22 protein-coding genes are annotated in these 24,351 nt (G+C 72.6%); 16 read left to right on the top strand and 6 right to left on the bottom strand.

All coding sequences use genetic code 11. The features are described from left to right. Positions 1-31: 31 nt before the first annotated feature. From ACLJWH_RS06780 to ACLJWH_RS06765, 4 genes are all read right to left on the bottom strand, one after another. Positions 32-718: a response regulator gene (locus ACLJWH_RS06780; RefSeq protein WP_411140664.1), complete on the bottom strand. Its 687-nt coding sequence runs from the start codon at positions 716-718 to the stop codon at positions 32-34. Further along, complete coding sequence (locus ACLJWH_RS06775; RefSeq protein WP_411140663.1) at positions 715-1,995, bottom strand: sensor histidine kinase; 1,281 nt, start codon at positions 1,993-1,995, stop codon at positions 715-717. The genes ACLJWH_RS06780 and ACLJWH_RS06775 overlap by 4 nt, the downstream gene beginning before the upstream one ends. Positions 1,996-2,112: 117 nt before the next feature. Beyond that, positions 2,113-2,391 (bottom strand): PspA-associated protein PspAA, encoded by a 279-nt coding sequence (gene pspAA / locus ACLJWH_RS06770; RefSeq protein WP_411140662.1) that lies wholly within the window; start codon positions 2,389-2,391, stop codon positions 2,113-2,115. A 57-nt stretch (positions 2,392-2,448) separates the two neighbouring features. Further along, positions 2,449-3,246 (bottom strand): PspA/IM30 family protein, encoded by a 798-nt coding sequence (locus tag ACLJWH_RS06765; protein WP_411140661.1) that lies wholly within the window; start codon positions 3,244-3,246, stop codon positions 2,449-2,451. Positions 3,247-3,542: 296 nt separating this feature from the next. Here ACLJWH_RS06765 and ACLJWH_RS06760 point away from each other — a divergent pair, with 296 nt between their 5' ends. The 3 genes from ACLJWH_RS06760 (at position 3,543) to ACLJWH_RS06750 (ending at position 7,088) form a co-directional block, all read left to right on the top strand. Then, positions 3,543-4,139, top strand: coding sequence for a DUF3043 domain-containing protein (locus tag ACLJWH_RS06760; RefSeq protein ID WP_411140660.1), 597 nt, complete (start codon positions 3,543-3,545; stop codon positions 4,137-4,139). Between the two features lie 89 nt (positions 4,140-4,228). Next, positions 4,229-4,936, top strand: coding sequence for a class I SAM-dependent methyltransferase (locus tag ACLJWH_RS06755; RefSeq protein WP_411140659.1), 708 nt, complete (start codon positions 4,229-4,231; stop codon positions 4,934-4,936). Between the two features lie 205 nt (positions 4,937-5,141). Further along, complete coding sequence (locus tag ACLJWH_RS06750) at positions 5,142-7,088, top strand: ABC transporter ATP-binding protein (RefSeq protein ID WP_411140658.1); 1,947 nt, start codon at positions 5,142-5,144, stop codon at positions 7,086-7,088. A 94-nt stretch (positions 7,089-7,182) separates the two neighbouring features. Here ACLJWH_RS06750 and ACLJWH_RS06745 read toward each other — a convergent pair whose 3' ends face one another. Then, positions 7,183-7,395, bottom strand: a complete 213-nt coding sequence (locus ACLJWH_RS06745) for a hypothetical protein (protein WP_411140657.1) — start codon at positions 7,393-7,395, stop codon at positions 7,183-7,185. 271 nt (positions 7,396-7,666) lie between these two features. Between ACLJWH_RS06745 and ACLJWH_RS06740 the strand changes: the two genes are divergently transcribed. The 8 genes from ACLJWH_RS06740 to ACLJWH_RS06705 all read left to right on the top strand — a co-directional run bounded on the left by ACLJWH_RS06740 (position 7,667) and on the right by ACLJWH_RS06705 (position 16,554). Then, positions 7,667-8,278, top strand: coding sequence for a type VII secretion target (locus tag ACLJWH_RS06740; RefSeq protein ID WP_411140656.1), 612 nt, complete (start codon positions 7,667-7,669; stop codon positions 8,276-8,278). 3 nt (positions 8,279-8,281) lie between these two features. Then, positions 8,282-9,877 (top strand): alpha/beta hydrolase, encoded by a 1,596-nt coding sequence (locus ACLJWH_RS06735; protein ID WP_411140655.1) that lies wholly within the window; start codon positions 8,282-8,284, stop codon positions 9,875-9,877. 67 nt (positions 9,878-9,944) lie between these two features. Further along, a complete protein-coding gene (locus tag ACLJWH_RS06730; RefSeq protein ID WP_411140654.1) occupies positions 9,945-10,439 on the top strand; it encodes a hypothetical protein in 495 nt (164 codons plus the stop codon). A gap of 131 nt (positions 10,440-10,570) precedes the next feature. Then, the gene (locus ACLJWH_RS06725; RefSeq protein ID WP_411140653.1) at positions 10,571-11,899 is read left to right on the top strand and encodes a bifunctional adenosylcobinamide kinase/adenosylcobinamide-phosphate guanylyltransferase; all 1,329 of its coding nucleotides are present in this window, start codon (positions 10,571-10,573) and stop codon (positions 11,897-11,899) included. Positions 11,900-11,961: 62 nt separating this feature from the next. After that, positions 11,962-12,792 (top strand): class I SAM-dependent methyltransferase, encoded by an 831-nt coding sequence (locus ACLJWH_RS06720; RefSeq protein ID WP_411140652.1) that lies wholly within the window; start codon positions 11,962-11,964, stop codon positions 12,790-12,792. 124 nt (positions 12,793-12,916) lie between these two features. Continuing rightward, complete coding sequence (gene cobT, locus ACLJWH_RS06715; RefSeq protein WP_411140651.1) at positions 12,917-13,963, top strand: nicotinate-nucleotide--dimethylbenzimidazole phosphoribosyltransferase; 1,047 nt, start codon at positions 12,917-12,919, stop codon at positions 13,961-13,963. A gap of 120 nt (positions 13,964-14,083) precedes the next feature. Beyond that, positions 14,084-15,850 (top strand): phosphatidylglycerol lysyltransferase domain-containing protein, encoded by a 1,767-nt coding sequence (locus ACLJWH_RS06710; protein WP_411140650.1) that lies wholly within the window; start codon positions 14,084-14,086, stop codon positions 15,848-15,850. Then, a complete protein-coding gene (locus ACLJWH_RS06705; RefSeq protein ID WP_411140649.1) occupies positions 15,847-16,554 on the top strand; it encodes a hypothetical protein in 708 nt (235 codons plus the stop codon). Before ACLJWH_RS06710 ends, ACLJWH_RS06705 begins: the two co-directional genes overlap by 4 nt. Here the strand turns inward: ACLJWH_RS06705 and ACLJWH_RS06700 are convergent. Then, complete coding sequence (locus tag ACLJWH_RS06700; protein WP_411140648.1) at positions 16,529-17,266, bottom strand: hypothetical protein; 738 nt, start codon at positions 17,264-17,266, stop codon at positions 16,529-16,531. The genes ACLJWH_RS06705 and ACLJWH_RS06700 overlap by 26 nt on opposite strands. 84 nt (positions 17,267-17,350) lie before the next feature. Between ACLJWH_RS06700 and ACLJWH_RS06695 the strand changes: the two genes are divergently transcribed. From ACLJWH_RS06695 to ACLJWH_RS06675, 5 genes are all read left to right on the top strand, one after another. After that, the gene (locus ACLJWH_RS06695) at positions 17,351-18,166 is read left to right on the top strand and encodes an adenosylcobinamide-GDP ribazoletransferase (protein WP_411140647.1); all 816 of its coding nucleotides are present in this window, start codon (positions 17,351-17,353) and stop codon (positions 18,164-18,166) included. 358 nt (positions 18,167-18,524) lie between these two features. Then, positions 18,525-20,051, top strand: a complete 1,527-nt coding sequence (locus ACLJWH_RS06690; protein ID WP_411140646.1) for a leucyl aminopeptidase — start codon at positions 18,525-18,527, stop codon at positions 20,049-20,051. A 300-nt stretch (positions 20,052-20,351) separates the two neighbouring features. Further along, complete coding sequence (gene lpdA, locus ACLJWH_RS06685) at positions 20,352-21,740, top strand: dihydrolipoyl dehydrogenase (protein ID WP_411140645.1); 1,389 nt, start codon at positions 20,352-20,354, stop codon at positions 21,738-21,740. A gap of 92 nt (positions 21,741-21,832) precedes the next feature. Next, complete coding sequence (gene sucB / locus ACLJWH_RS06680; RefSeq protein WP_411140644.1) at positions 21,833-23,575, top strand: 2-oxoglutarate dehydrogenase, E2 component, dihydrolipoamide succinyltransferase; 1,743 nt, start codon at positions 21,833-21,835, stop codon at positions 23,573-23,575. Positions 23,576-23,716: 141 nt separating this feature from the next. Next, on the top strand, positions 23,717-24,340 hold the full coding sequence (locus ACLJWH_RS06675; RefSeq protein ID WP_411140643.1) for a GntR family transcriptional regulator: 624 nt from the start codon (positions 23,717-23,719) through the stop codon (positions 24,338-24,340). Positions 24,341-24,351: the final 11 nt, after the last annotated feature.

Genomic DNA, 24,351 nt, shown 5'->3' with positions numbered 1-24,351 from the left:
TACCGCGTTCGGAGTACGGGGGCCTCCACCCTCACTGCACCCGTGGGCGTACGAGTCCGGTTTCGTACGCGATGACCACCAATTGGGCCCGGTCGCGGGCGCCGAGTTTGGCCATCGCGCGGTTCACATGGGTCTTGACGGTCAGCGGGCTGACGGCCAGCTGTTCGGCGATCTCGTCGTTGGACAGGCCGCCGGCGACCAGCACCAGCACCTCACGCTCGCGGCCGGTGAGCGTCGCCAGCCGTTCGGCGCCGCGGCCGGCCGGTCCGGCGCCGTCCGAACCCTCGCCCTGGGCGAGGAACTTGGTGATCAGGCCCTTGGTCGCGACCGGCGAGAGCAGCGCCTCACCGGCCGCCGCGATCCGGATCGCGCTCAGCAGTTCGTCGGGCTCGGCGCCCTTGCCCAGGAAACCGCTGGCCCCGGCCCGCAGCGACTGCACGACGTAGTCGTCCACCTCGAACGTGGTCAGGATGACCACCCGGACCGCGGTGAGCTGCGGGTCCTGGCTGATCATGCGGGTGGCGGCGAGGCCGTCCACCCCGGGCATCCGGATGTCCATCAGGACCACATCGGCGCCGGTGGACCGGGCCAGCTCGTACGCCTGGGCGCCGTCGGACGCCTCGCCGACCACCCGCATGTCCGGCTCCGAGTCGACCAGGATGCGGAACGCGCTGCGCAGCAGCGTCTGGTCGTCGGCGAGCAGCACCTTGATCGTCATATCGACTCCCCCGTACGGACGGACTGAAGTGGCAGGGTGACCAGCACCTGGAAACCGCCGGCCGCGCGCGGGCCCGTCACGAGCGTGCCGCGCAGCGCGAGGACCCGCTCGCGCATACCGGTCAGGCCGTGGCCGCCGCCGTGCGCGGGCCGGCCGTCCGGCCCGTCGGCGCCGCCGCGGCGGTCCGCGCCGGACCGGCCCGCGCCGTCGTCCTGGACGGTCACCGTCAGGCCGGATCCGGTGCGGACGATCCGCACCGTCGCACGGGCGCCGTCGCCCGCGTGCTTGTGCACATTGGTCAGCGCCTCCTGGACCACGCGGTAGGCGGTGAGGTCCACGGAGGCGGGCAGCGCGCCGGCCGGCTCCGGGAGCTCCAGGTCGACGGGGAGCCCGGCGCGGACGAACCCGTCGACGAGCTGGTCCAGGACGCCGAGCCCCGGTGTGGGTTCGGTGGGCGCCGTGGGGTCGTCGGACTGGCGCAGCAGGCCGACGGTGGCGCGGAGTTCCTCCAGCGCCGAGCGGGACGCCTCGCGGACGTGCGCGAGGGCCTGCTTGGCCTGGTCGGGGCGGTTGTCCATGACGTGCGACGCCACCCCGGCCTGGACGTTGACCAGCGCGATGTGGTGGGCGACGACGTCGTGCAGCTCGCGGGCGATGCGCAGCCGCTCCTCGGCGACCCGGCGCCCGGCCTCCTCCTCACGGGTGCGCTCGGCGCGTTCGGCGCGCTCCCGCATGGCGTCGATATAGGCGCGCCGGCTGCGTACCGCGTCGCCCGCGGCGGCGGCCATACCCGTCCACGCGAAGATCGCGAGGTTCTCCTGGGCGTACCAGGGGCGGGTCCCGCAGATCATCCCGGCGGCGGTGAGCACGACCATGGTCAGCGCACCGATCCGCCAGGTGGTGGGCCGGTCGGTCACGGCGGCCAGGGTGTAGAGCGCGAGCACGGCGGGGCCGACGACCGGGGCGCGCGGTCCGCCGCCCTGGGTGATCAGTTCGACGATGGTCAGCACACCGGTAACGGCCAGCACCGTGCGGGGCAGCCGGCGGCGCAGCACCAGGGCGGCGCAGGCGACGGCGGCCAGCGACACCGTCGTGGCCGAGAGGGGACGGACCCCGAACCGGGGACCCTGCGGGCCGTGCACATCGGCCACCGAGGTGGACAGGATCACGACGAGGGCGACCGCCGCCAGGACGGCGTCGAACGCGAGCGGGTGCGTCTGGTGCCAGCGGAAACGGCCGGCGCGGGGCACTTCCTGGCCGGGGTCGTGGGAGGTCACAAGAGCAAACGGTAACGCCCCGGTCCCATCGGGGGCCGGGGCGTTGTCCGTCATGTGCTGGAGTACGAGCGGTACCGGGTCGGGGCGCACCCCGGGGGGCGCGCCGGCCGGGGCCGCTCAGCCCGGGATCAGGCCGTCGTCGCTGAGCATGTCCCGGACTTCGTCGAGGCTGGCGTCCGGGGACGGCAGGATCAGTTCGGACGGTTCCAGGGCGTCGTCCGGAAGCGGCGAGCCCAGTCGGCGCACCGCGTCCAGCAGGCCGCCGAGGGTCCGGCGGAAGCCTTCTTCGTCGCCGCTCTCCATCTCGTCGAGCAGCTCATCGTCCAGCTTGTTGAGCTCGGTGAAGTGGGCATCGTCCAGCTTCACCTGGCCCTCCCCCATGATCCGTACGATCACGACGGTCTCCCTTGGTTCCGGTCCGACGATCTCTACGAGGTTATCCGCGGAGGACCGTCACTTCTTGTCGAAGCGCGGCTGGTCGTGCGGCTGGGCCTGCTGGGCCTGGCCGCCCTGCCCCGGCTCGATGGCCTGCTTGCCGGCGGACGGGCCGCCCGCCAGCTCGGCCTTCATCCGCTGGAGCTCCAGCTCGACATCGGTGCCGCCGGACAGCCGGTCCAGCTCGGCGGTGATGTCGTCCTTGGCCATACCGGTCGGGTCGTCCAGCGCACCCGAGGCCAGCAGTTCGTCGATCGCGCCGGCCCGCGCCTGCATCTGCGCGGTCTTGTCCTCGGCCCGCTCGATGGCCAGCCCGACGTCGCCCATCTCCTCGGAGATTCCCGAGAACGCCTCGCCGATCCGGGTCTGCGCCTGGGCGGCGGTGTACGTGGCCTTGATCGTCTCCTTCTTCGTACGGAAGGCGTCGACCTTGGCCTGGAGGCGCTGCGCGGCGAGGGTGAGCTTCTCCTCCTCGCCCTGCAACGTCTGGTGCTGCGTCTGGAGGTCGTTGACCTGCTGCTGCAACGCGCTGCGGCGGGACAGCGCCTCGCGGGCGAGGTCCTCCCGGCCGAGCGAGAGCGCCTTGCGGCCCTGGTCCTCCAGCTTGCTGGACTGCCCCTGGAGCTGGTTGAGCTGAAGCTCCAGGCGCTTGCGGGACGTCGCCACGTCGGCGACGCCGCGACGCACCTTCTGAAGCAGCTCAAGCTGCTTCTGGTACGAGTAATCGAGGGTCTCGCGCGGGTCCTCGGCCCGGTCCAGGGCCTTGTTGGCCTTCGCGCGGAAGATCATCCCCATCCGCTTCATGACACCGCTCATGGGCCTCGCGCGCCCCCTTCTGACCGAGTTACATCGGGCTTAGGCTCCAGCACATCTACAGACCCCACAGTACGGGCCTTGGTTCCATTACCGCACTGTTCGGGCCCCGATGCGCTCATCCTGGAGGACGATCTAGGCGATCGGTCCACTCCGGCGCAGGGAGTAGAGGAGACCGGAGAAACCGCCGTCACGTCCGGTCTGTCCTGGTACGACCCCCCTCGGGGGCCCGTGCCGTTGCCGGATCGTTCCCCCGCCGACAAGGGTCCACACCCGGCTACCCCGTACCCTTGGGTCTTGTGTTCCGAAGCCGTTCGAAGGATGAGCAGGCCGCGACCGCCAAGGTGACCGCGGACCAGCCCCAGCAGCCCCGCGACCCGCAGGCCCCCAAAGGCCGCCCGACGCCCAAGCGCAGCGACTCCCAGTCGCAGCGCCGGGCACGCGCGCACACCCCGACCAACCGCAAGGACGCGGCGAAGGCCCAGCGCGAGGCCCGCCGTACCGACATGGCCAAGCAGCGCGAGGCCATGGCCAGCGGCGATGAGCGCTATCTGCCCGCACGTGACAAGGGACCGGTCCGCCGGTTCGCCCGCGACTTCGTCGACTCGCGCTGGTGCGTGGCGGAGTTCTTCCTGCCGCTGGCCGTGGTGATCCTGGTGCTCACCATGGTCCGGGTGCCGCAGATCCAGACCATCGCGCTGCTGCTCTGGCTCGCGATCATCGTGCTGATCGTGCTCGACTCGATCGGCATCTGGATCCGGCTGGGCAAGCGGCTCAACGAGCGCTTCCCGAACGAGAACCTCAAGGGCGTCAAGGCATACGCGGTGATGCGCACCCTCCAGATGCGCCGGCTGCGGCTGCCCAAGCCGCAGGTCAAGCGCGGAGAGCGGCCCTGAGCACCACGCCGACGGCCGGTTTCCGGGGCGCGGCCGGCGCCTGGCTGGAGGGCCTCGGCGGTCTGCGGAACACCGTCCGCCAGGAGCTGGTGGCCCGCCAGATCGAGGAGCAGATAGCCGGGCGGTTCCCCGTCGGGCAGCGGCTGCGGGTGCTGGATGTGGGCCTCGGCCAGGGCACCCAGGCGCTGCGGCTGGCCAGGGCGGGCCACGAGGTCACCGGGCTGGAGTCCGATCCGCAGATGATGGCGGCCGCCCGCGCGGCGCTGTCCGAGGAACCCGCCGGCATCCAGGACCGGGTGCGGCTGAGGGACGGCGACGGCCGGGAGACCGGTGCGCACTTCCTGCCCGGCTCCTTCGACATCGTGCTGTGCCACGGTGTCCTGATGTACGTGGCGGAGCCCGACCCGATGCTGGCCGGGCTGGCGCGGGTGCTGGCGCCCGGCGGTCTGCTGTCGCTGGTCGTGCGCAACGCCGACGCGCTGGCCATGCGCCCCGGGCTGTCCGGTGACTGGGCCACCGCGCTGGCGGCCTTCGACTCGCCGGAGTACACCAACCGCATCGGACGGCCCGTACGGGCGGACCGGCTGACGGCGCTGACTGCCACCCTCGCCGGTATCGGCGCGCCGCTGGCCACCTGGTACGGCGTGCGGGTCTTCACCGATCTCGCGGCCGACGGCGAAGCGCCGCCCTCCCCCGACGGTCTGGCCGGGCTGCTGGCCGCCGAGGAACGGGCAGGCCGGACGGACCCGTACCGCTCGGTCGCGGCGCTGCTGCATCTGTGCGGAGTGCGCGGCTGAAACGCGGAGTGCGCGGCGGAGCCGGCCGCGTGCGGTACCGCGGAGATATTCCGGCGCGCGTTCCGGCCGCTCTCCGGTCAGGTGAACGGCCGTCGGCTGCGTCCTGTCCGACGTGAGCCATGACCCTGTAGCCCCGCCCGGGAGCGGAGCCCCCGACACCGCACGGCCCGGGGCGGCGGTACCCGGTACCCCGGAGCGGGCCGACGTGCCCGCGGCCGACGCATCCGAGGCCGGGCCGAAACTGCCGTTCCGCCGGACCTGGCGGATCCTCTATGGCCATGTCCGGCCGCACCGCGCCGCCATCGCGCTGGGCGGGCTCCTCACCCTGATCGGTACGCTCACCGGTCTCGTCCAGCCGATGGCCGCGAAGGCGCTGGTCGGGCGGCTCGGCGGCGAGGGGTCGATCACCGGTCTGCTGGTGGGGCTGACGGTGCTGGTGGTGGCGGGCACCGCGATCGCGTCGGTCGGTGCGTACGTTCTGGAGCGCACCGCCGAGTCGGTGGTGCTGGTGGCCCGTCGGCAGCTCGTCGGCCGGCTGCTGCGGCTGCGGATGCCGGCGGTGGAGCAGGTCCCGCCCGGCGATCTGATGTCCCGGGTCACCTCGGACACCACGCTGCTGCGCGCGGTCACCACCCGGTCGATGGTCTCCGCGGCGACCGGCGCGCTGACGCTGGTCGGGGCGATCGTGATGATGGCGCTGCTCGACCCGGTGCTGCTGGGCGTCACGCTCGGGGTCATCGTGCTGATCGGCAGCGCGCTGGGGCTGGTGCTGCCGCGGATCTCGAAGGCGACGCAGCAGGCGCAGGCGTCGGTGGGGGCGATCTCGGCGGCGCTGGAGCGGACGTTCGGGGCGTTCCGCACGGTCAAGGCGTCGGGGGCGGAGGCCCGGGAGGGTGCCGTCATCGAGGCGGCGTCGCGCGAGGCGTGGCGGCACGGGGTCCGGGCCGCGAAGTGGCAGTCGGTCGCGATGTCCTCGATCGGGCTCGCGGTGCAGGTGTCGTTCCTCGCGGTGCTGGGGGTGGGCGGTGCGCGGGTGGCGTCCGGCGCCGTGGACATCGCGACCCTGGTGGCGTTCCTGCTCTACCTCTTCTACCTGATCGAGCCGATCTCCCATCTGGTGGAGGCGGCGTCCTCGTACCAGGTGGGGTCGGCGGCCATCGCGCGGATGGCGGAGGCCGAGCAGCTGGAGGTGGAGCCGGACGGCGGGGAGTCGGCGGACGGCGGGGCGGCTCCGGCGGCGGGGCCGGTGGCCGGGCCACCGGCGAGTGTGGCGTTCGAGAACGTGTCGTTCCGGTACGGCCCGGAGCTCGCACCGGTGCACCACGGCGTCAGCTTCACCGTGCCCGGAGGCGGGCTGACCGCCTTCGTCGGCCCGTCGGGCGCGGGCAAGACCACCGTCTTCGGGCTGATCGAGCGGTTCTACGAGGCGACCGGCGGACGGGTGCTGGTGGACGGCGAAGATGTCCGGAACTGGCCCCTGGACCGGCTGCGCGCGACGATCGGCTTCGTCGAGCAGGACGCGCCCGTACTGGCCGGCACGCTCCGCGAGAACCTCGTCTTCGCGGCGCCGGACGCCACCGACGCGCAGATCGCCGAGGTGCTGGCGCGGACCAGGCTGGACGGACTGGTGGCGCGGCTGCCGGAGGGGCTCGGGACGCCGGTGGGCCACCGCGGCAGCAAGCTGTCGGGCGGTGAGCGGCAGCGGGTGGCGATCGCGCGGGCGCTGCTGCGCAGGCCCCGGCTGCTGCTCCTGGACGAGGCGACCTCCCAGCTGGACGCGGTCAACGAGCTGGCGCTGCGGGAGACCGTGGCGCGGGCGGCCGAGTCCACGACGGTGCTGGTGGTCGCGCACCGGCTGTCCACGGTGACCCTCGCGGACCGGATCGTGGTGATGGAAGCGGGCCGGGTGCGGGCGGTGGGCACCCACGCGGAGCTGGTGTCCGGCGATCCGCTGTACGGGGAGCTGGCGGCGACACAGTTCCTGGCGTCCGCACCAGGGGGCGGGACGGCCGGTGACGCGGGGGTGCCCGGCCCCGGGCAGACCGGCGGCGGGCCGGAGGGTGACGGGCCAGGTGCCGGCGTGCCCGGCGCCAGGGCGGCCGGTGACGAGGTGGCCGCGGCGGGCCGGGGCGGCCCGGCGGCGGCCGGCTGACCGTGTGAGTGCGGCGCGGCCCCGCACGGTGACGGAGAAACGCGGCGCCCGCCGGCCCCGGACGGGTCGGCGGGCGCCGCGTTCACCGTCCGGTTCAGCCCGCCTCGGCGTGCAGGCTCATCGGGGCCGCGTAGATCTCCGTACCGTCCTCGAAGAGCCTGACCTGGTCCACGCCACCGTCCAGCAGATCCTGCCAAACCTCACCGATCCAGGACTCCGCGTCGCCCTGTGTGGTGAACTCCTCCGGTTCCACCGCGGGTGCGGTCTCCGTACCGTCCGTCTTCTCGAACCGCCACGTCCACGCCATGTCCGCCTCCTGGATCCCACCGAGTACGTGTCAGAGCCACCGCGGACCGCGTCCACCGCGCCCCGCCCGGTCCTGCTTCCGAGCCTTGCTTCCCGAGCCTTGCTTCCGGGTCCTGCCTGCTGTGCTGATCCGCAGCTTAGATCGGCGCGTCCGGCGGTGGGCCGTGCGCCCGCCAGGGGAGGCGGCGGGCGCGGGCGATACGCCCGGACCTGGGGCGAAAGCGGCTTGATAACGTCTCCCTCGCACATAGTTACGGGGGAGAGCACGTTCCGTGTCGGACAACATGTCGGTTCAGCCCGACGAGCTGCGGGCATCCGCGCACGCCCAGGACGGCATCGCCGAAGACCTCAAGAAGCCCTGCGACAAGGCCGTCACCGAGACCGGTACGGCCGCCGGTTCCGCCGAGGGCTGGTCCGTCGCCTCGGCCCTGCACATGATCAGTGAGACCTGGCAGCCCGCTCTCGACGGGCTGCACAAGCGTCTGCGGCAGGGCGCCGGCAATCTTCGCGACACCGCCGACAACCACGCGTGGAACGAACAGATGGTTGATCAGGACTTCGAGGACTTCGACGGGGACATGGTGGGTGTGATCATGTCGGCCCCCGCCTCGGGCGGCGGCCCCGGGATGCCGCATCCGGGTACGGCCGGACAGGCGGTGCCGCCACCGGTCCACACCGGGCTGCCGCGCCCCGGTGCAGGGCACACCGACGCGATACGCGGTGACGTCGGTGCGTACCAGCCGCCGCCGCCCGGTACGCCCGCGCCCGGCACGGACGAGATGCTGCACGCCAAGCCGGCGATGCCCGTGTACGACCCCGGCGAGGTCCGTGCGATGCCGGGCCGGGCGGCCGGCGCACGTACCGACGACACCCCCTTTGGATAAGTCATGGCTTCCGATTACGCACGCCTGCTGAAGCAGGACTTCGCGGACATGACGGCCGCCGCCGACTCCTGGCGGCAGGTGTCGCAGGCGATGGACGGCGCCTTCGACCGGCACCGTACGAAGGTGACCGGTCCGCTGCACGCCTCCTGGGAAGGGGACGACGCCAAGGCCGCCCTGACGTTCCTGGAGGACATCGAGACGCGCATCCACGTGGTCCGCAGCGAGTCGATGACCCTCGCGAAGTCGATCGACACGGTGCGCTTCCGCATGGAGCAGGCGCAGACGGACCTGCGCAACGCCGTGCGGAGCGCGGAAGCCGAGGGATTCCTCGTCAACGACTCCGGCTCCGTGGGGGAAGCCTCCTGCGAGGTGGACGTGGCGGAGGCCGACGCACAGCAGAAGCCGGCCCGGATGAAGCACTTTCAGGAGGCCATCGACACCGCGGTGCAGGATGCGCGGCAGGCCAGCGACGACGGCGGCAAGGCGCTGTCGGAGCTGCGCGGCGACATCATGGACCGCACCAACACCCACATGGCCGCCGAATCCGCCGGCGACAGCCGGCAGGCCATGAAGGATCTGGGCGTCAACGGGCCGCAGATCCCCGAGGACCCCAAGGACGCCGCCGACTGGTGGCGGGGCCTCGACGACGCGTCGCGGCAGGAGTACGCGGCCATGTACCCGGAGCAGATCGGCAAGGCGAACGGCCTCCCGAGCACCGTCCGCGACGATGCGAACCGGCTCGCGCTGGACCAGGAGCTCAACTTCGTCAGCGGCAGCGACCAGTCCATCCCCGGCATTCCGGAACACCGTCACAACCTTGAGGTCCTGAAGGCCGAACTCGACAAACGAGACGGCGCAACGGGAAACAAGAAACTCTATCTGCTCGATTTCGACGGGTTCGAGGACGGTAAAACCGTCCTCGCCATGGGAAACCCGGACACCGCCGACAACATCGGTGTGCAGGTGCCCGGCACCGCCACGACGATGGACTCGACCGGCGGCCAGCTGGCGCGGATGGACAAACTTCAGAGATCGGCCGAGCGGGCCGATCCGTCGGCGAACACCTCGATGGTCTACTGGCTCGGTTACGACGCGCCGGAAATTCCCGTGGCCGAGGCCCCGAATCTCGCCGTCGCCGGCACGGGCCGGGCGGATGCCGCGGCTCCGGACCTGCGGGATTTCACCCACGGTCTGCGGGCCTCGCACGAGGGGCCGGACCGAGCGCACATGACGGTGCTGGGGCACAGTTATGGCGCCACTGTCGTGGGCGACGCGGACGCCGGGGGAAACGGCCTCGACGCCGACAGTATTTCCGTCGTCGGCAGTCCGGGCATGACCGTGGGCAAGGCGTCCGATCTCCACGTCGACCCGAGCCACTTCTACTCGGGACTCGCCGACGATGATCCCATCAAAAACGCACAGGATCTGACGCTCGGCCCCGACCCGAACACCCAGGTCTTCGGCGGCACCCGGTTCAGCACCGATACCCATGGACACAGCGGCTATTGGGACGAGAACAGCGAAAGTCTCGCCAATCAAGGGAAAATCATCGCCGGTCAGCAGCCGGATGAAGCACTGCATACACCCATCAAAATGTGAAGGCCAATCCGTGAGCGGATCTCCCCGCAGGGTGAAGCGGAAAATCCTCACCCCTGTCCTGATCACCTTGGCCGCCTCGGTCCTCCTGTACGCCGGAGCCTGTATGCCTCAGAAATCCGAAGATCCCAACAAGCCGCTGCCGCGTAAGAGCCGTGCGGAATCCCTGGCCTGGGCGAAGCAGTACACCTCGACCATGGCGCACTACGCGGAGGTGAAGATAGGCAACGCCTTCGGCCCCTTCACGGATTTCGAGGAATGCATCGGCGAAAATGACGAAGTGGCCGGCGACGGCCGGTACACCCTGACCTATACCGCGTACGCCGATCTTCCGCTGGCGGCACACATTCCGGCGGTCCGTAAACTCCGCGCGGCACTGGAAAAGCATGCGGGCGTGAAAATCACCGGCTACCAGGAGAAAAACTCGGAGGTCACCCTCTACGGCCGCCACGACGGAGAGAACTTCGGCATCATCGCCGACACCGTCAAACCCCCGAACACCCTCCGGCTGTCCGTCAGCACCCCGTGCTTCCTGCCCCCGGGGGCGGAACAGCAGAAGTTCTGACGGGCACCCGGCCGCCGGGCCGGTCCATACGGGTGCCGTCCGCACGGGCCCGTCCGGTTCCGCCCGTCCAACGGCGGTGCCGAGGCGGCCCCCCGCGCGCCCCCCGGGCGCGGACGCGAGAAACTCGGCAGGTGGAACTCACTCTCCTCGGCACCGGGGCCCCGCGGGGGCTGCCGCGCCCCGGCTGCCCGTGCGCCGCCTGTGCCCGTGCCGTCGGCGGCGAGGCGCGGGCGGCGACCGCGCTGCTCGTCGACGGCGCGCTGCTCATCGATCTGACGCCGGGCCCCGCCTTCGCGGCGGCCCGCGCCGGTCAGTCGCTCACCGCCGTACGGCAGGTGCTGCTCTCGCATCCGCACGACGGGCCCGCGCTGGAGGTGCCGGCCGGGCTGCCGCAGCCGGGCCGGGTCGCGGACGGGCGGGAGCTGGCACTGCTCGACGGGCACCGGGTGCGGGCCGTCGCGGTGGATGTCCCGGGCACCGGCTACGAGATCGGCGGCCCCGACGGGGAGCGGCTGCTCTATCTGCCGCCCGGCGCGGCCCCGGCCGGCCTCGGTGAGGGGAACGGCACCACCGCGGGCCGCGGTGATGCCCACGGGGCGGGCGGCGGCCCGTACGACCTGGTGCTGCTGGACGTCCTGGCGCGCCCCGACGCGCTGGCCCGGCTGCGGGCGGGCGAGGCGGTCGACGCGGCGACGGACGTGGTCGCCGTGCACATCGACCACGGGGTGCCGCCCGGCCCCGAGCTGCACCGCAGGCTGGCCGCGGCGGGCGCCCGCGCGGTGCCGGACGGCAGTTCGCTGGTGGTGGGCGAGTACCACGCGGTGCCCGATCTGCCGCGCCGCACGCTGGTGCTGGGCGGTGCGCGCAGCGGCAAGTCGGCGGAGGCGGAGCGGCGGCTGGCGGCCTTCCCCGACGTGCTGTACGTGGCGACCGGCGGCACCCGGGAGGGCGATACGGAGTGGGCTCAGCGGGTGACGCTGCACCGTGAGCGGCGCCCCGGCAGCTGGCGTACCGCCGAGACCTGCGATCTGGTGCCGCTGCTCCTGGACGACGGGGCCGAGGCCGGGGGCGGGGCCTCCCCGGGCGCCGGGACGGACCTCGGCGCGGTGCCCGGTACCGGTACCGGCCGGAAGCCCGGCGCGGCGCCGCTGCTCATCGACTGTCTGGCGCTGTGGCTGACGCACGTCATGGACGAGGTCGGGGCCTGGGACGACGCGACGTGGGAGGCGGGCGGGCGGCAGGCGTTGCGGGAGCGGACCGACGCCCTGGTCGCGGCCGTCCGGGCGACCCGGCGGACGGTGGTCGCGGTGAGCAACGAGGTCGGCTCCGGAATCGTCCCGGCGACCGCGTCGGGCCGCCGCTTCCGGGACGAACTGGGCCGGCTGAACGCCGCGTTCGGCGCCGAGTGCGAGCAGCTGCTGCTGGTCGTCGCGGGCCAGGCGCTTGCGCTGCGTGGCTGACGGCGGCCGGCCGGTGCCCGTGTCCGCTTGCCCGGGGGCGTGGCGGCGGGTGCTCTTGGACCGTGACCGAATCCGAGCTGACCGAATCCGAACCGCCGGGCGCGGCGGGCCACCCGGCGCCGGCCGTCCCGGTGGGGCCGGTGCCCGCACCGGGCGGCGGCCCCGGCCGGGTGCCGCGCACCGCGCCGCGGCCGGGCGCCGTCCGGTCCGGCCCCGGCCCGTACGACGCCCGCGGCCCGCGGGATCCGGGCCCGCGCGGCCGGTGTGTCGAGGCGGCCGTGCGCCGCTATCTGGACCGGCGTCCGGAGGCGACCGTGGTCGCGCTCGGGGAGGGGCTGGGGACCGGGTTCTGGCGGCTGGACAACGGGCGGCTGACCTGGCTGACGGTGCAGCCGCCGGAGACCGCCGCGGTGCGCCGGATACTGCTGCCGGACGGCCCCCGGCGGCGTACGGTCGCCCGTGCCGCGACCGATCACGGCTGGCTGGACGCGGTGCCGGAGCCGCGGCGCGGGGTCGTCGTCACGGCGGCGGGGGTGCTGATGCGGCTGCCGCCGCCCGAGGTACGGGCGCTGCTGGCGGCCTGTGCGGAGCGGTTTCCGGGCGGGGCGCTGGTCTTCGACGTACTGCCGCGCCGGACGGCCGGGCTGGCCCGCCGGTGCGGTGCGCTGTCCGGCGGCCGGTGGCCCGCGCCGGTGCGCTGGAGCCTGGACCGCGCCGAGCTGCCGCGGGTGGCGAGCGCGCATCCGGGCATCGTCGCGGTCCGCGAACTGCCCCCGCCCCCGGCGCGGGTCCCCGCCGCTCCCCGGGGGCGGCCGGCGCCGTACCGGCACCGGGTCCCGGTGCTGCGCGCGCTGCTGCCGCTGGTGTGCGAGGTGCGGTTCGCCGGTCCCTGAGCGCGTGGCCGGGGCGGACCGCGGACCTCCGGAGCGCCGTCCGGGGCCGCCGGGCCGCCGCCGGTGCGCGGTCATCGGCCGCCGGGCGCGTCGCCCGCGGTCCGTTGCCGGTAATCTGCGCCGAATGAGCGCCCTGAACCTCGATGACTTCGCCCCACTGATCGAGCGCCCCGACAGCGCCGCGCGCCGTGACGCCGAGGAACGGCGGGCGCGGCTGGCCGTGCGGCCGGGCGCCCTCGGCCGACTCGACGAGCTGGGCGCGTGGCTGGCCGCCGTCCAGCAGCAGGTACCGGTGCGGCCCCTCGCACACCCGCGGGTGCTGCTGTTCGCGGGCGATCACGGGGTGGCGGAGCTGGGCGTCTCGGCGCGTCCGGCCGGCGGCACCAAGGATCTCGTCCGGGCCGTGCTGGACGGTGTGAGCCCGGCCGCCGTGCTGGCCCGCGGCGCCGGGGCACCGGTGCGGGTGGTGGACATGGCGGTGGACTGCGATCCGGCGGAGCTGCCCGAGGAGGTCACCCGGCACCGGGTACGGCGCGGCAGCGGGCGGATCGACACCGAGGACGCGCTGACGCCCGAGGAGGCCGAGGCGGCGTTCCGGGCCGGGATGACGATCGCGGACGAGGAGGCGGACGCCGGTACGGACCTCGTCGTGCTGGGCGATCTGAGCGTCGGCGGCACCACCGCCGCGAGCACACTGATCGCCGCGCTGTGCGGGACGGACGCCTCTGTCGTCACCGGACGGGGCGGTGCGGGCATCGACGATCTGGCCTGGATGCGCAAGTGCGCGGCGATCCGGGACGCGCTGCGGCGGGCCCGGCCGGTCCTCGGCGACCAGCTGGAGCTGCTGGCCACCTGCGGCGGCGCCGATCTGACCGCGATGACCGGGTTCCTGTTGCAGAGCGCGGTGCGCCGGACGCCGGTGATCCTGGACGGGGTGGTCTCGGCGGCCTGTGCGCTGGTGGCGCAGCGGGTGGCGTTCCGGGCGCCGGACTGGTGGGTGGCCGGGCAGGCGAGCGGGGAGCCGGCGCAGGGCAAGGCGCTGGACCGGATCGCACTCAACCCTTTGCTCGATCACGGCGTCACTGCCGGTGAGGGGACCGGGGCGCTGCTGGCTCTGCCGTTGGTACGGGCGGCCGCGGCCCTGTCGGCAGAACTGCCCGTACGCGACTGAGCGGCGCCGGACCCGAGCGGCCGGCCGCCGGTTCACGGCGTCCGGAAGAGCGCGCACACGTCACGCACATTCCGGTCCGTCAGCGGCGCCCACAGGATCACTTTTCATGGGAGATGTCGCTTGAGCCCGGATGAGGACCGCCCCCGCGGCCCCTGGTCACAGCGCGGCGCCGCGTTCGGCGTCTGGTATCTGCGCACCGTCACGTTCATCAATTTCCTCAGTGCGGTGTGGGTGTCGTTCGGCAACAACATCCGCCGGCACAACGTCGACGAGTTCTTCACCCCGTATCTGCTCACCGCGGGGTTCGCCTCCGGCGCCTTCTCGCTGTTCTTCGCCGTCACACTGCGGCGGCGCAAGCGGGCGGCCTGGATTCTGAGTCTGGTGCTGTCGGGGCTGTTCCTGGCGCTGATCGGCTCCGTGCTCGCGTTCGTCCCGGAGTTCCGCGCGCATCCGCAGAACTGGGTGTCGCTGGTGCTGACGCTGCTGTTCGTCGTCGCGCTGGTCGTCGGCCGCCGGGAGTTCTACGCGAAGGGCGACCGGTCGAACCCGAAGCTGGCCGCGGTCACCGCGGTCGGCGGGCTGCTGACCGCCTCGCTGCTGGCGGCGCTGCTGGTCACGGTCACCGACACCGCCCAGAACGCGTCCTCGACGTTCCTGGAGCGGTGGCGGTACGGCCTGATGCGGCTGGTCTCGCTCGCCCCCGACGAACTGAAATTCCTCAAGATCTCCGCCCCGAACTGGGTGGATGTCGCCATCAACGTGATGAGTACGGCGCTGCTGGTGGCCGTCCTGTGGGCGGCCTTCCGGTCCGTGCGCAGCACCGACCCGATCACCGGGGACGACGAGGAGAAGCTGCGCGCGCTCCTCGCCCGGCACGGCGACCGCGATTCGCTGGGCTATTTCGCGCTGCGCCGCGACAAGAGCGTCCTGTTCTCCCCCAGCGGCAAGGCGGCGATCACCTACCGCGTGGTGGGCGGGGTGTCGCTGGCCTCCGCCGACCCGCTGGGCGATCCCGAGGCATGGCCCGGTGCCATCGATCGGTGGCTCGCCGAGGCCCGGGAGCACGGCTGGACGCCGGCCGTGATGGGCGCCAGCGAGGAGGGCGGCACGATCTACGCCCGGCACGGTCTGGACGCGCTGGAGATCGGCGACGAAGCGATCGTGGACACCGAGGAGTTCACGCTCGGCGGGCGCGCGATGCGTACCGTCCGGCAGGCGTACAACCGGGTCGAGCGGGCCGGGTACACCGTCCGTATCCGGCGCCATGAGGACATTCCCGGGCCGGAGATGGACGAGCTGCTGCGGCTGGCCGACGACTGGCGCGACGGGGAGACCGAGCGGGGCTTCTCCATGGCGCTGGGCCGGCTCGGGGATCCCGGGGACGGTCGGTGCGTGATGCTCGAATGCCGGGACGCCGGCGACGGGGAGGGCGAGGGGCGGCTGCGGGCGCTGCTGAGTTTCGTTCCGTGGGGCGACAGCGGCCTCTCGCTGGACCTGATGCGGCGTGACCGGGACTCCGAGAACGGCCTGGTGGAGTTCATGGTCCTGGAGATGATCCAGCGGGCGAAAGAGGTGGAGATCACGCAGATCTCCCTGAACTTCGCGATGTTCCGCTCCGTCTTCGAACGTGGATCGCGGCTCGGCGCGGGTCCGGTACTGCGCGTATGGCGTTCGCTGCTCAGCTTCTTCTCGCGCTGGTGGCAGATCGAATCGCTCTACCGCGCCAATGCCAAATACCGGCCCATCTGGGAACCGCGGTACATGCTCTTCGAAAAGAGCACCGATCTGTTGCGAATCGGAGTCGCCGGCGCCCGCGCCGAAGGCTTCCTGGAGGCCCCTGGTCTGCCGAAGTGGCTGAACCGCAAGCACCTGGAGAACATGAGATGACGGAGCCGGCCCTGCGTCGTGCCGTACGCGCCGAGTGGGGCCCGCTCCTTCGGACCGTGACGTCCGCGCTGGCGGAGCGGAAGCTGCGGGCGATCCCGGTGACGCTCGCGGCGGTGCTGCTGACGCTGGTCTTCCAGATCGTGCAGAACCAGCCCTGGGGCTACCGGCCGATCCAGAACATCGGCTCCGTGCAGGCCGGTGAGCATCTGTGGCTGGCGCTGCTGCGCACCCCGCTCTCGCTGTTCGTGCCCGCCCTCGATCTGCCGGTCTGGGGTGCGCTGGTGCAGCTTCTGCTGGTCTTCGGGATCGCCGAGATCTGCCTGGGCCGGCGGCAGATGCTGGCCGTCGCGTACCTCGCCACGCTCGCCGGGACGATGTACGCGCGGCTCGGCATCTGGCTCGGGCCCGGCACCCCCGTCGGGCTGCCGCCCACCGACGCGTACGTCATCGACACCGGCCCCTCGGCGGCCGTGGTGGGCCTGGCGCTGGTCGTGACCTGGCGCTACCGCGCCTGGTACACCTGCGCGGCGGTGGTGGTCGCGATGATCGTCGAGGTGCTGTTCATCAAGAACAACCTGGCGGGCAAGGAGCACATCGCGGCCGTCGCGGCGGTGCTGGTGCTGTGCGCGGTGTGGGAGATCGCCGGGCGCCGCCGCAAACCCGGCGGTATCCAGCACGTCAGCGGCTGGGAGCACCCCCGATGAGGTGCCCGATCCGGCGGCGGATCCCCGACCAGCGCACGTCGTGGCGGTACGCGCGGACCTTCGCGCGCGCCTGCGCCCTGGGCCGGCGGGCGTAGAAGCGCCGGGCCCAGGGGGAGTTGGGCCGGGCCAGCCGGATGGCCCCGACGAGCGCGACGAAGGGGATGACCACCCCGATGACGGCCATCCGGCCCTTCCCCTTGAACAGCGCGATCAGGGCGCAGAGGAAGTTGATGCCGACGGTCCGGACGACCAGGAAGCGGTCGTGGGTCTCGTGGGGGCTCAGTTCGTTGACGCCGAACGGCAGGAAGCCGCAGAGGATCAGGGCGACCAGCGCGGCGGTGATGATGACGATCTCGACGCTCTTGGTGCCGGCCTCGGTCCAGTAGACGTCGTCCAGGTGCAGGATCAGCGCGAACTCGTCCAGGACCAGGCCGACGCCGATGCCGAAGAGCACGGCCGCGGCGGCGGAGCCGAAGCCGCGCGGGCCGCCGGCGATCCCGATGAAGCCGCCGATGACCATGAGGATCACGCCGGGGACGACGTGGTGGACGTGTATCCCGCCCGGTGTGATGTTGCGGAACGGGCCCTTGCCCGCGCGGATGAGCCGGGTGATGACGCGGGTCACGAGGAAGGTCAGCGCGAAGGAGGCGAGGGCGAGCAGCAGCGGCAGCTTCCCCGGCTCGATGATGTTGCGGACCCACCAGTGACCCATGCCACATACTCCCCTTCTGTCACAGCAAGCTTTCCGTCATATGAGGGCAATTTAACGCCGCGGCAACCGGGGTAGCCTGCGGCGATGAGCCAAGCCCCCGACGCCCCGACCGCCGCCCCGGGTCCCCCGTCCCGTACCGACGCGCTGCGTTTCGCCTTCGGGACGCTGACCGCGCTGCCGGTGCGGGTCACCCGCTGGGACCGGGAGACCGCCCGTGGCGGGATGCTCTGCGCACCGCTGGCCGGGCTGGTCGTCGGGGCGGCCGCGGCCGCGCTCGGCGGGGCGCTGCTCCTGCTGGGCGGCGGGCCGCTGCTCGCCGCGGTCGGCAGCGCCGCGGTGCCCGCCGCGCTCACCCGCGGCCTGCATCTGGACGGGCTCGCCGACACCGCGGACGGCCTGGGCAGCGGCCGGCCGGCCGCGGACGCGCTGCGCATCATGAAGCAGTCCGACATCGGCCCGTTCGGGGTCATCACGCTGCTGTTCGCCCTGTTCGCCCAGGTGGCGGCGGTGTCCGAACTGTACGCGGACGGCTGGGCGCGGGGTGCGACGGCCGTCGCCGTCGCGGCGGTCACCGCGCGCTGCGCGCTGACCCTCGCCTCCCGCACGGGGGTGCCGGCCGCCCGGCCCGGCGGGCTCGGCGCGGCGGTCGCGGGTATCGTTCCGCTCCGCGCGGCGCTGCTGTGCGCCGCCCTGGTGACGGCCCTGTGCGCCGCCGCGGGCGCGCTGTCCGGCCCGTGGGGCGCGCTGCACGCCGGGGTGGCGGCGCTGGCCGGCCTCGGGACCGGCGAACTGATGCTGCGGCACTGCCGGCGGCGGTTCGGCGGGGTGACCGGCGATGTGTTCGGCGCGCTCGCGGAGAGCGCGGGGCTGGCGGCACTGGTCGTCCTCGCGCTCGGCTGACGCCCCGTCGTACGGCGGGACCGGGCAGCGCGGCGCCGCCGAGCAGGAGCACCGGGGAGGAGCCGCCGGAGAGGTGACGCCGCCTCACCGGCCGCTGTGGCGCGCGTCTCATCGGTACGGGCATACGCCGCCGGGAACCGCCGAGAACCGCCAGAAAAAGGAACCGAAACTACCCGAAAGGGGATAACTCCCCCGCATTGACGGACGGTTCACCCCGGGCGGGCGGCGGTGGGCGGCGCCGGGTGACGCCCCGGTGCGGCGGCGGACGGGACCGGGCGGCGACGCCGAGCGTAGGCTCGGCCGCAGCAGCGCCCTGGGCGCGACCGGATTCCCCTGACGGAACAGGACCTTCATCACCGTGACTGCACTGACCCTCAGTACTTCTTCCGCCGCAACGTTGCGTGCGGACGCCGTCGTCGTCGGCGTGGCCAAGGGCGCCAAGGGCGTCGTCACGGCCCCCGGCGCGGAGGCCGTGGACAAGGCGTTCGGCGGAAAGCTCGCCGCCGTGCTGGAAACCCTCGGCGCGAGTGGTGCCGAGGGCGAGGTGACCAAGCTGCCCGCCGCCGACGGCCTCAAGGCGCCGGTCGTGCTGGCGGTCGGCCTCGGCGACGCCCCGGCCAAGGGCGACGGCTACGGCCACGAGTCGCTGCGCCGCGCCGCGGGCAGCGCCGCCCGCGCGCTGACCGGCACCAAGAAGGCCGCCTTCGCGCTGCCGGTCGAGGACGCCGAGGCCGCGGCCGCCGTCGCCGAGGGCGCGCTGCTCGGCGCGTACACCTTCACCGCGTACCGCAGCAACGGCGGCAAGAAGAAGGACGACGCCAAGTCGGCGCCGCTGGCCGAGGCCGCCATCCTCGGCGGCAAGCCGCGCGACAAGGCGTTCAAGGCCGCCGCCGAGCGCGCCCAGGCGCTGGCCGCGGAGATCAACCGCGCCCGTGACCTGATCAACACGCCCTCCAACGACCTCGACCCGAAGTCCTTCGCCGCCGAGGCGCAGGCCGCCGCCAAGGAGTTCGGCCTCGCCGTCGAGGTGCTCGACGAGAAGGCGCTCAAGAAGGGCGGCTACGGCGGTCTGCTGGGCGTCGGCCAGGGCTCGGAGGCGCCGCCGCGGCTGGTGCGGATCGCGCACACGCACGCCGACGCGACGAAGACCCTGGCGCTCGTCGGCAAGGGCATCACCTATGACTCGGGCGGCATCTCGCTCAAGCCGGCCGGCCACAACGAGACCATGAAGTGCGACATGAGCGGCGCGGCCGCGGTGTTCGCCACGGTCGTGGCCGCCGCCCGGCTGGGCCTGGAGGTGAACGTCACCGGTTGGCTGGCGCTCGCCGAGAACATGCCGTCCGGCTCCGCCACCCGCCCCGGTGACGTGCTGACCATGTACAGCGGCAAGACGGTCGAGGTGCTCAACACCGACGCCGAGGGCCGCCTGGTGCTGGCCGACGCGCTGGCCCGCGCCTCGGAGGAGTCCCCGGACGCGATCGTGGACGTCGCGACGCTGACCGGCGCGATGATGGTCGCGCTGGGCGACCGCACCTTCGGGATCATGGCCAACGACGACGCCTTCCGCACCTCGATCCACGAGATCGCGGAGGAGGCCGGCGAGCAGTCCTGGCCGATGCCGCTCCCCGCCGAGCTGCTCAAGGGCATGGAGTCCCCGGTCGCCGACCTCGCCAACATCGGCGGGCGGATGGGCGGCGGCCTGGCCGCCGGACTCTTCCTGAAGGAGTTCATCGGCGAGGGCATCTCCTGGGCACACCTGGACATCGCGGGCCCGGCCTTCCACGAGGGCGCGCCGTGGGGCTACACCCCCAAGGGCGGCACCGGCTCCGCGGTCCGCACCCTGGTCCGGCTGGCCGAGCGCACCGCCGCGGGCGACCTCGGCTGACGCCGTCCCGGTCTCGCCTGTTTTGTCCGTACGGCCCCGGGCAGCGTCCCCGGGGCCGTACGTATGCGTTCGCCCTCGACGAAATCCGCACGTGCGTACGCAGCAGTAACACCTGTGGCGCGGCCCTCCGGCCGCCCCCGGCCCGGCCCGGCGTCCCGGCTTCGTTCAACAAGTGCGAAGATGGGTTCTCGGCAGGACAGGGCCCCCCTTACCCAGGGCCGACGTAAAAGCGGCCGATCAACAGCCGCCGTCCGGTCATTGGAGACCGGCTCCGGCGTACCCATGCATGGAGGACGTGACGTGGCGAACGACGCCAGCACCGTTTTCGACCTAGTGATCCTCGGAGGCGGTAGCGGCGGTTACGCCGCCGCCCTGCGCGGGGCGCAGCTGGGCCTGGACGTCGCCCTGATCGAGAAGGGCAAGGTCGGCGGTACCTGCCTGCACAACGGCTGCATCCCCACGAAGGCGCTGCTGCACGCCGGTGAGATCGCCGACCAGGCGCGCGAGGCCACCCAGTTCGGTGTCAAGGCCACCTTCGAGGGCATCGACATCGACGCGGTCCACAAGTACAAGGACGAGGTCATCTCGGGCCTGTACAAGGGCCTCCAGGGTCTGATCGCCTCGCGCAAGGTGACCTACATCGAGGGCACGGGGCGGCTCTCCTCCCCGACCTCCGTCGACGTGGACGGCCGGCGCGTCGAGGGCCGCCACGTCCTGCTGGCGACCGGCTCCGTGCCGAAGTCGCTGCCGGGTCTGGAGATCGACGGCAACCGCATCATCTCCTCGGACCACGCGCTGAAGCTGGACCGCGTGCCGAAGTCCGCGATCGTCCTGGGCGGCGGCGTCATCGGCGTCGAGTTCGCCTCGGCGTGGAAGTCCTTCGGCACCGACGTGACCATCGTCGAGGGCCTCAAGCACCTCGTCCCGGTCGAGGACGAGAACAGCTCCAAGCTGCTGGAGCGGGCCTTCCGCAAGCGGGGCATAAAGTTCAACCTCGGCACCTTCTTCGACAAGGCCGAGTACACCGCCGACGGCGTCCGGGTCACCCTCGCCGACGGCAAGACCTTCGAGGCCGAGGTGCTGCTGGTCGCGATCGGCCGCGGGCCGGTCTCCCAGGGGCTGGGCTACGAGGAGCAGGGCGTCGCGATGGACCGCGGCTATGTCCTGGTCGACGAGTACATGCAGACCAACGTGCCGACCATCTCGGCCGTCGGTGACCTCGTCCCCACCCTCCAGCTCGCGCACGTCGGCTTCGCCGAGGGCATGCTGGTAGCGGAGCGGCTGGCCGGTATCAAGACCGTGCCGATCGACTACGACGGCGTGCCGCGCGTGACGTACTGCCACCCCGAGGTCGCTTCGGTGGGTATCACCGAGGCGAAGGCCAAGGAGCTGTACGGCGCCGACAAGGTCGTCGCTCTGAAGTACAACCTCGCGGGCAACGGCAAGAGCCGGATCCTCAAGACCTCGGGCGAGATCAAGCTCGTCCAGGTCAAGGATGGTGCCGTGGTCGGCGTCCACATGGTCGGTGACCGTATGGGCGAGCAGGTCGGTGAGGCCCAGCTGGTCTACAACTGGGAGGCCCTGCCGGCCGAGGTTGCGCAGCTCGTACACGCGCACCCGACGCAGAACGAGGCTCTCGGCGAGGCCCACCTGGCCCTGGCCGGCAAGCCTCTCCACTCCCACGACTGACCCCCAGTCCCGGGCGCGACCACATCCGCACTTCCCCAGGCTCTCGCATCAGCGAGCAGGGGAGATCCCATCCGTAAGGAGCAACAGAAACCATGGCGGTTTCCGTAACCCTTCCGGCGCTCGGCGAGAGCGTCACCGAGGGCACCGTCACCCGCTGGCTGAAGGCCGAGGGTGAGCGCGTAGAGGCCGACGAGCCGTTGCTCGAAGTGTCGACCGACAAGGTCGACACCGAGATCCCGGCCCCGGCCGCAGGCGTCCTGGCCTCCATCAAGGTGGCCGAGGACGAGACGGTGGAGGTCGGCGCCGAGCTGGCCATCATCGACGACGGCACCGGTACGCCGGCCGCCGCCCCGGCCCCGGCCGCCGTCGAGGCCCCGGCCGCCCCGGCGCCGGTCGCGCAGCCCGAGCCCACCCCGGTTCCGGCCGCCGCGGCCCCGGCGGCCCCCGCCGGCGCCGCCCAGGGCACCGACGTCGTCCTCCCCGCGCTCGGCGAGAGCGTCACCGAGGGCACCGTCACCCGCTGGCTGAAGGAGGTCGGTGAGTCGGTCGAGGCCGACGAGCCGCTGCTGGAGGTCTCCACCGACAAGGTCGACACCGAGATCCCGGCGCCGGTCTCCGGCACGCTGCTGGAGATCACCGTCGCCGAGGACGAGACCGCCGAGGTCGGCGCCAAGCTCGCCGTCATCGGTTCGGCCGCCCAGGCCGCGGCCCCCGCCGCCGCGCCCGCGCCCGCGCCCGCTCCGGCCCCGGCTCCGGTCGCACCCGCCCCGGCCCCGGCTCCCGCGCCGGTCGCCGCGGCGCCCGCGCCCACTCCGGCGCCGGCCCCCTCGCCCGCTCCGGCCCCCGCGCCGGCTCCGGTCGCACCGGCCCCCGTCACCCCGGCTCCGGCCGCGGGTGAGGGCGACGGCGCGTACGTCACCCCGCTGGTGCGCAAGCTCGCCGCGGAGAGCGGTGTGAACCTCGCCACCGTGCGGGGCACCGGTGTCGGTGGCCGGGTCCGCAAGCAGGACGTCATCGCCGCAGCGGAGGCCGCCAAGGCCGCCGCCCCGGCGCCGGCCGCGGCTCCGGCCGCCGCCGCGAAGGCTCCCGGCGTCTCCATCGAGCCGTCGCCGCTGCGTGGCCAGACCGTCAAGATGCCGCGGATGCGCAAGGTCATCGGCGACAACATGATGAAGGCCCTGCACGGCCAGGCGCAGCTGACCAGCGTGGTCGAGGTGGACATCACCGCGATCATGCGGATGCGCAACAAGGCCAAGGAATCCTTCGCGCAGCGTGAGGGCGTCAAGCTCTCGCCGATGCCGTTCTTCGTCAAGGCCGCCGTCCAGGCGCTGAAGGCCCACCCGGTCGTCAACGCCCGGATCAACGAGGCCGAGGGCACCATCACCTACTTCGACACCGAGAACGTCGGTATCGCGGTGGACGCGGAGAAGGGCCTGATGACCCCGGTCATCAAGGACGCGGGCGACCTGAACATCGCCGGTATCGCCAAGAAGACGGCGGAGCTGGCGGGCAAGGTCCGGGGCAACAAGATCACCCCGGACGACCTGGCCGGCGCGACCTTCACCATCAGCAACACCGGTTCGCGCGGCGCCCTGTTCGACACGGTCATCGTGCCCCCGAACCAAGTCGGCATCCTGGGTATCGGTGCGACCGTCCGGCGCCCGGTGGTCATCAACCACCCGGACCTCGGCGAGACCATCGCGGTGCGCGACATGACCTACCTCGCGCTCTCCTACGACCACCGTCTGGTGGACGGCGCCGACGCCGCCCGCTACCTGACCACGGTCAAGCAGATCCTGGAGGCCGCCGAGTTCGAGACCGAGATCGGTCTCTGAATCCGGTAGCCCTCCGGTAGGTGCACAGGGGGCCGGCCCCGGCTCATGACGAGCCGGGGCCGGTCCCTTTGCGTTTCCCGGATAATGGCCCCCTTGTCACTTCTCCACCCGATTGTCACCACCGCTCTGAAGGAGCACGTCATGACCCCGCCGGTCGTCCATTCGCTGCGCGAGCAGATCCGCGAGCACATCCTTGAGGGGATCGTCAGCGGCCGCTGGCAGCCGGGCGAACGGATCGTGGAGCGGCGGATCGCGGTCGAGCTGAAGGTCAGCCAGACCCCCGTACGGGAGGCGCTGCGCGAGCTGGAGTCGCTCCAGCTGATCGAGTCGGCCCCGAACAAGGGCGTACGGGTGCGGAATCTGACCGCGGACGACCTCAAGGAGAGCTACCCGGTGCGGGCCGGTCTGGAGCAGGTGGCGGCGGAGCTGGCGGCCGGCCGGCTGGCGACGGACACGGCGGCGCTGGAGCGCGAGGTGGCGGCGCTGCGGGAGGCCGACCGGACGGGCGACGGGGAGGCTCAGGTGCGGCACACGGTGGCCTTCCACCGCGAGATCGTGCGGGCGGCCGGGAACGCCGTACTGCTGCACACCTGGGAGTCACTGGGCGTCGAGGTCTGGACGACGCTCTCGATCCGCTGGTTCAGCCCGGAGCCGCGCTCGCACGCCCAGGACCACCAGGAGATCGTGGACGCGTTCCGGCGGCGCGACCCGAGGATCGGCACCCTGCTCAAGACGCATGTGCTGAGCTGCGCGCCGAGGGTCTGAGGGGGGTCCGG

Source organism: Streptomyces sp. x-80 (assembly GCF_046549095.1).
GTDB classification, from domain to species: Bacteria; Actinomycetota; Actinomycetes; order Streptomycetales; family Streptomycetaceae; genus Streptomyces; species Streptomyces celluloflavus.
The sequence above is the reverse complement of the archived record's forward strand: the minus strand, read 5'-3'. Positions and strand labels throughout refer to the sequence as shown.

What these genes read in the sequence shown, in the direction of transcription:
- ACLJWH_RS06700 (WP_411140648.1), bottom strand. Translation starts at nt 17,266, where the DNA reads ATGGGTCACTGGTGGGTCCGCAACATCATCGAGCCGGGGAAGCTGCCG.
- ACLJWH_RS06780 (WP_411140664.1), bottom strand. Translation starts at nt 718, where the DNA reads ATGACGATCAAGGTGCTGCTCGCCGACGACCAGACGCTGCTGCGCAGC.
- ACLJWH_RS06735 (WP_411140655.1), top strand. Translation starts at nt 8,282, where the DNA reads ATGGCTTCCGATTACGCACGCCTGCTGAAGCAGGACTTCGCGGACATG.
- ACLJWH_RS06695 (WP_411140647.1), top strand. Translation starts at nt 17,351, where the DNA reads ATGAGCCAAGCCCCCGACGCCCCGACCGCCGCCCCGGGTCCCCCGTCC.
- cobT (WP_411140651.1), top strand. Translation starts at nt 12,917, where the DNA reads ATGAGCGCCCTGAACCTCGATGACTTCGCCCCACTGATCGAGCGCCCC.
- ACLJWH_RS06745 (WP_411140657.1), bottom strand. Translation starts at nt 7,395, where the DNA reads ATGGCGTGGACGTGGCGGTTCGAGAAGACGGACGGTACGGAGACCGCA.
- ACLJWH_RS06765 (WP_411140661.1), bottom strand. Translation starts at nt 3,246, where the DNA reads ATGAGCGGTGTCATGAAGCGGATGGGGATGATCTTCCGCGCGAAGGCC.
- ACLJWH_RS06675 (WP_411140643.1), top strand. Translation starts at nt 23,717, where the DNA reads ATGACCCCGCCGGTCGTCCATTCGCTGCGCGAGCAGATCCGCGAGCAC.
- sucB (WP_411140644.1), top strand. Translation starts at nt 21,833, where the DNA reads ATGGCGGTTTCCGTAACCCTTCCGGCGCTCGGCGAGAGCGTCACCGAG.
- ACLJWH_RS06705 (WP_411140649.1), top strand. Translation starts at nt 15,847, where the DNA reads ATGACGGAGCCGGCCCTGCGTCGTGCCGTACGCGCCGAGTGGGGCCCG.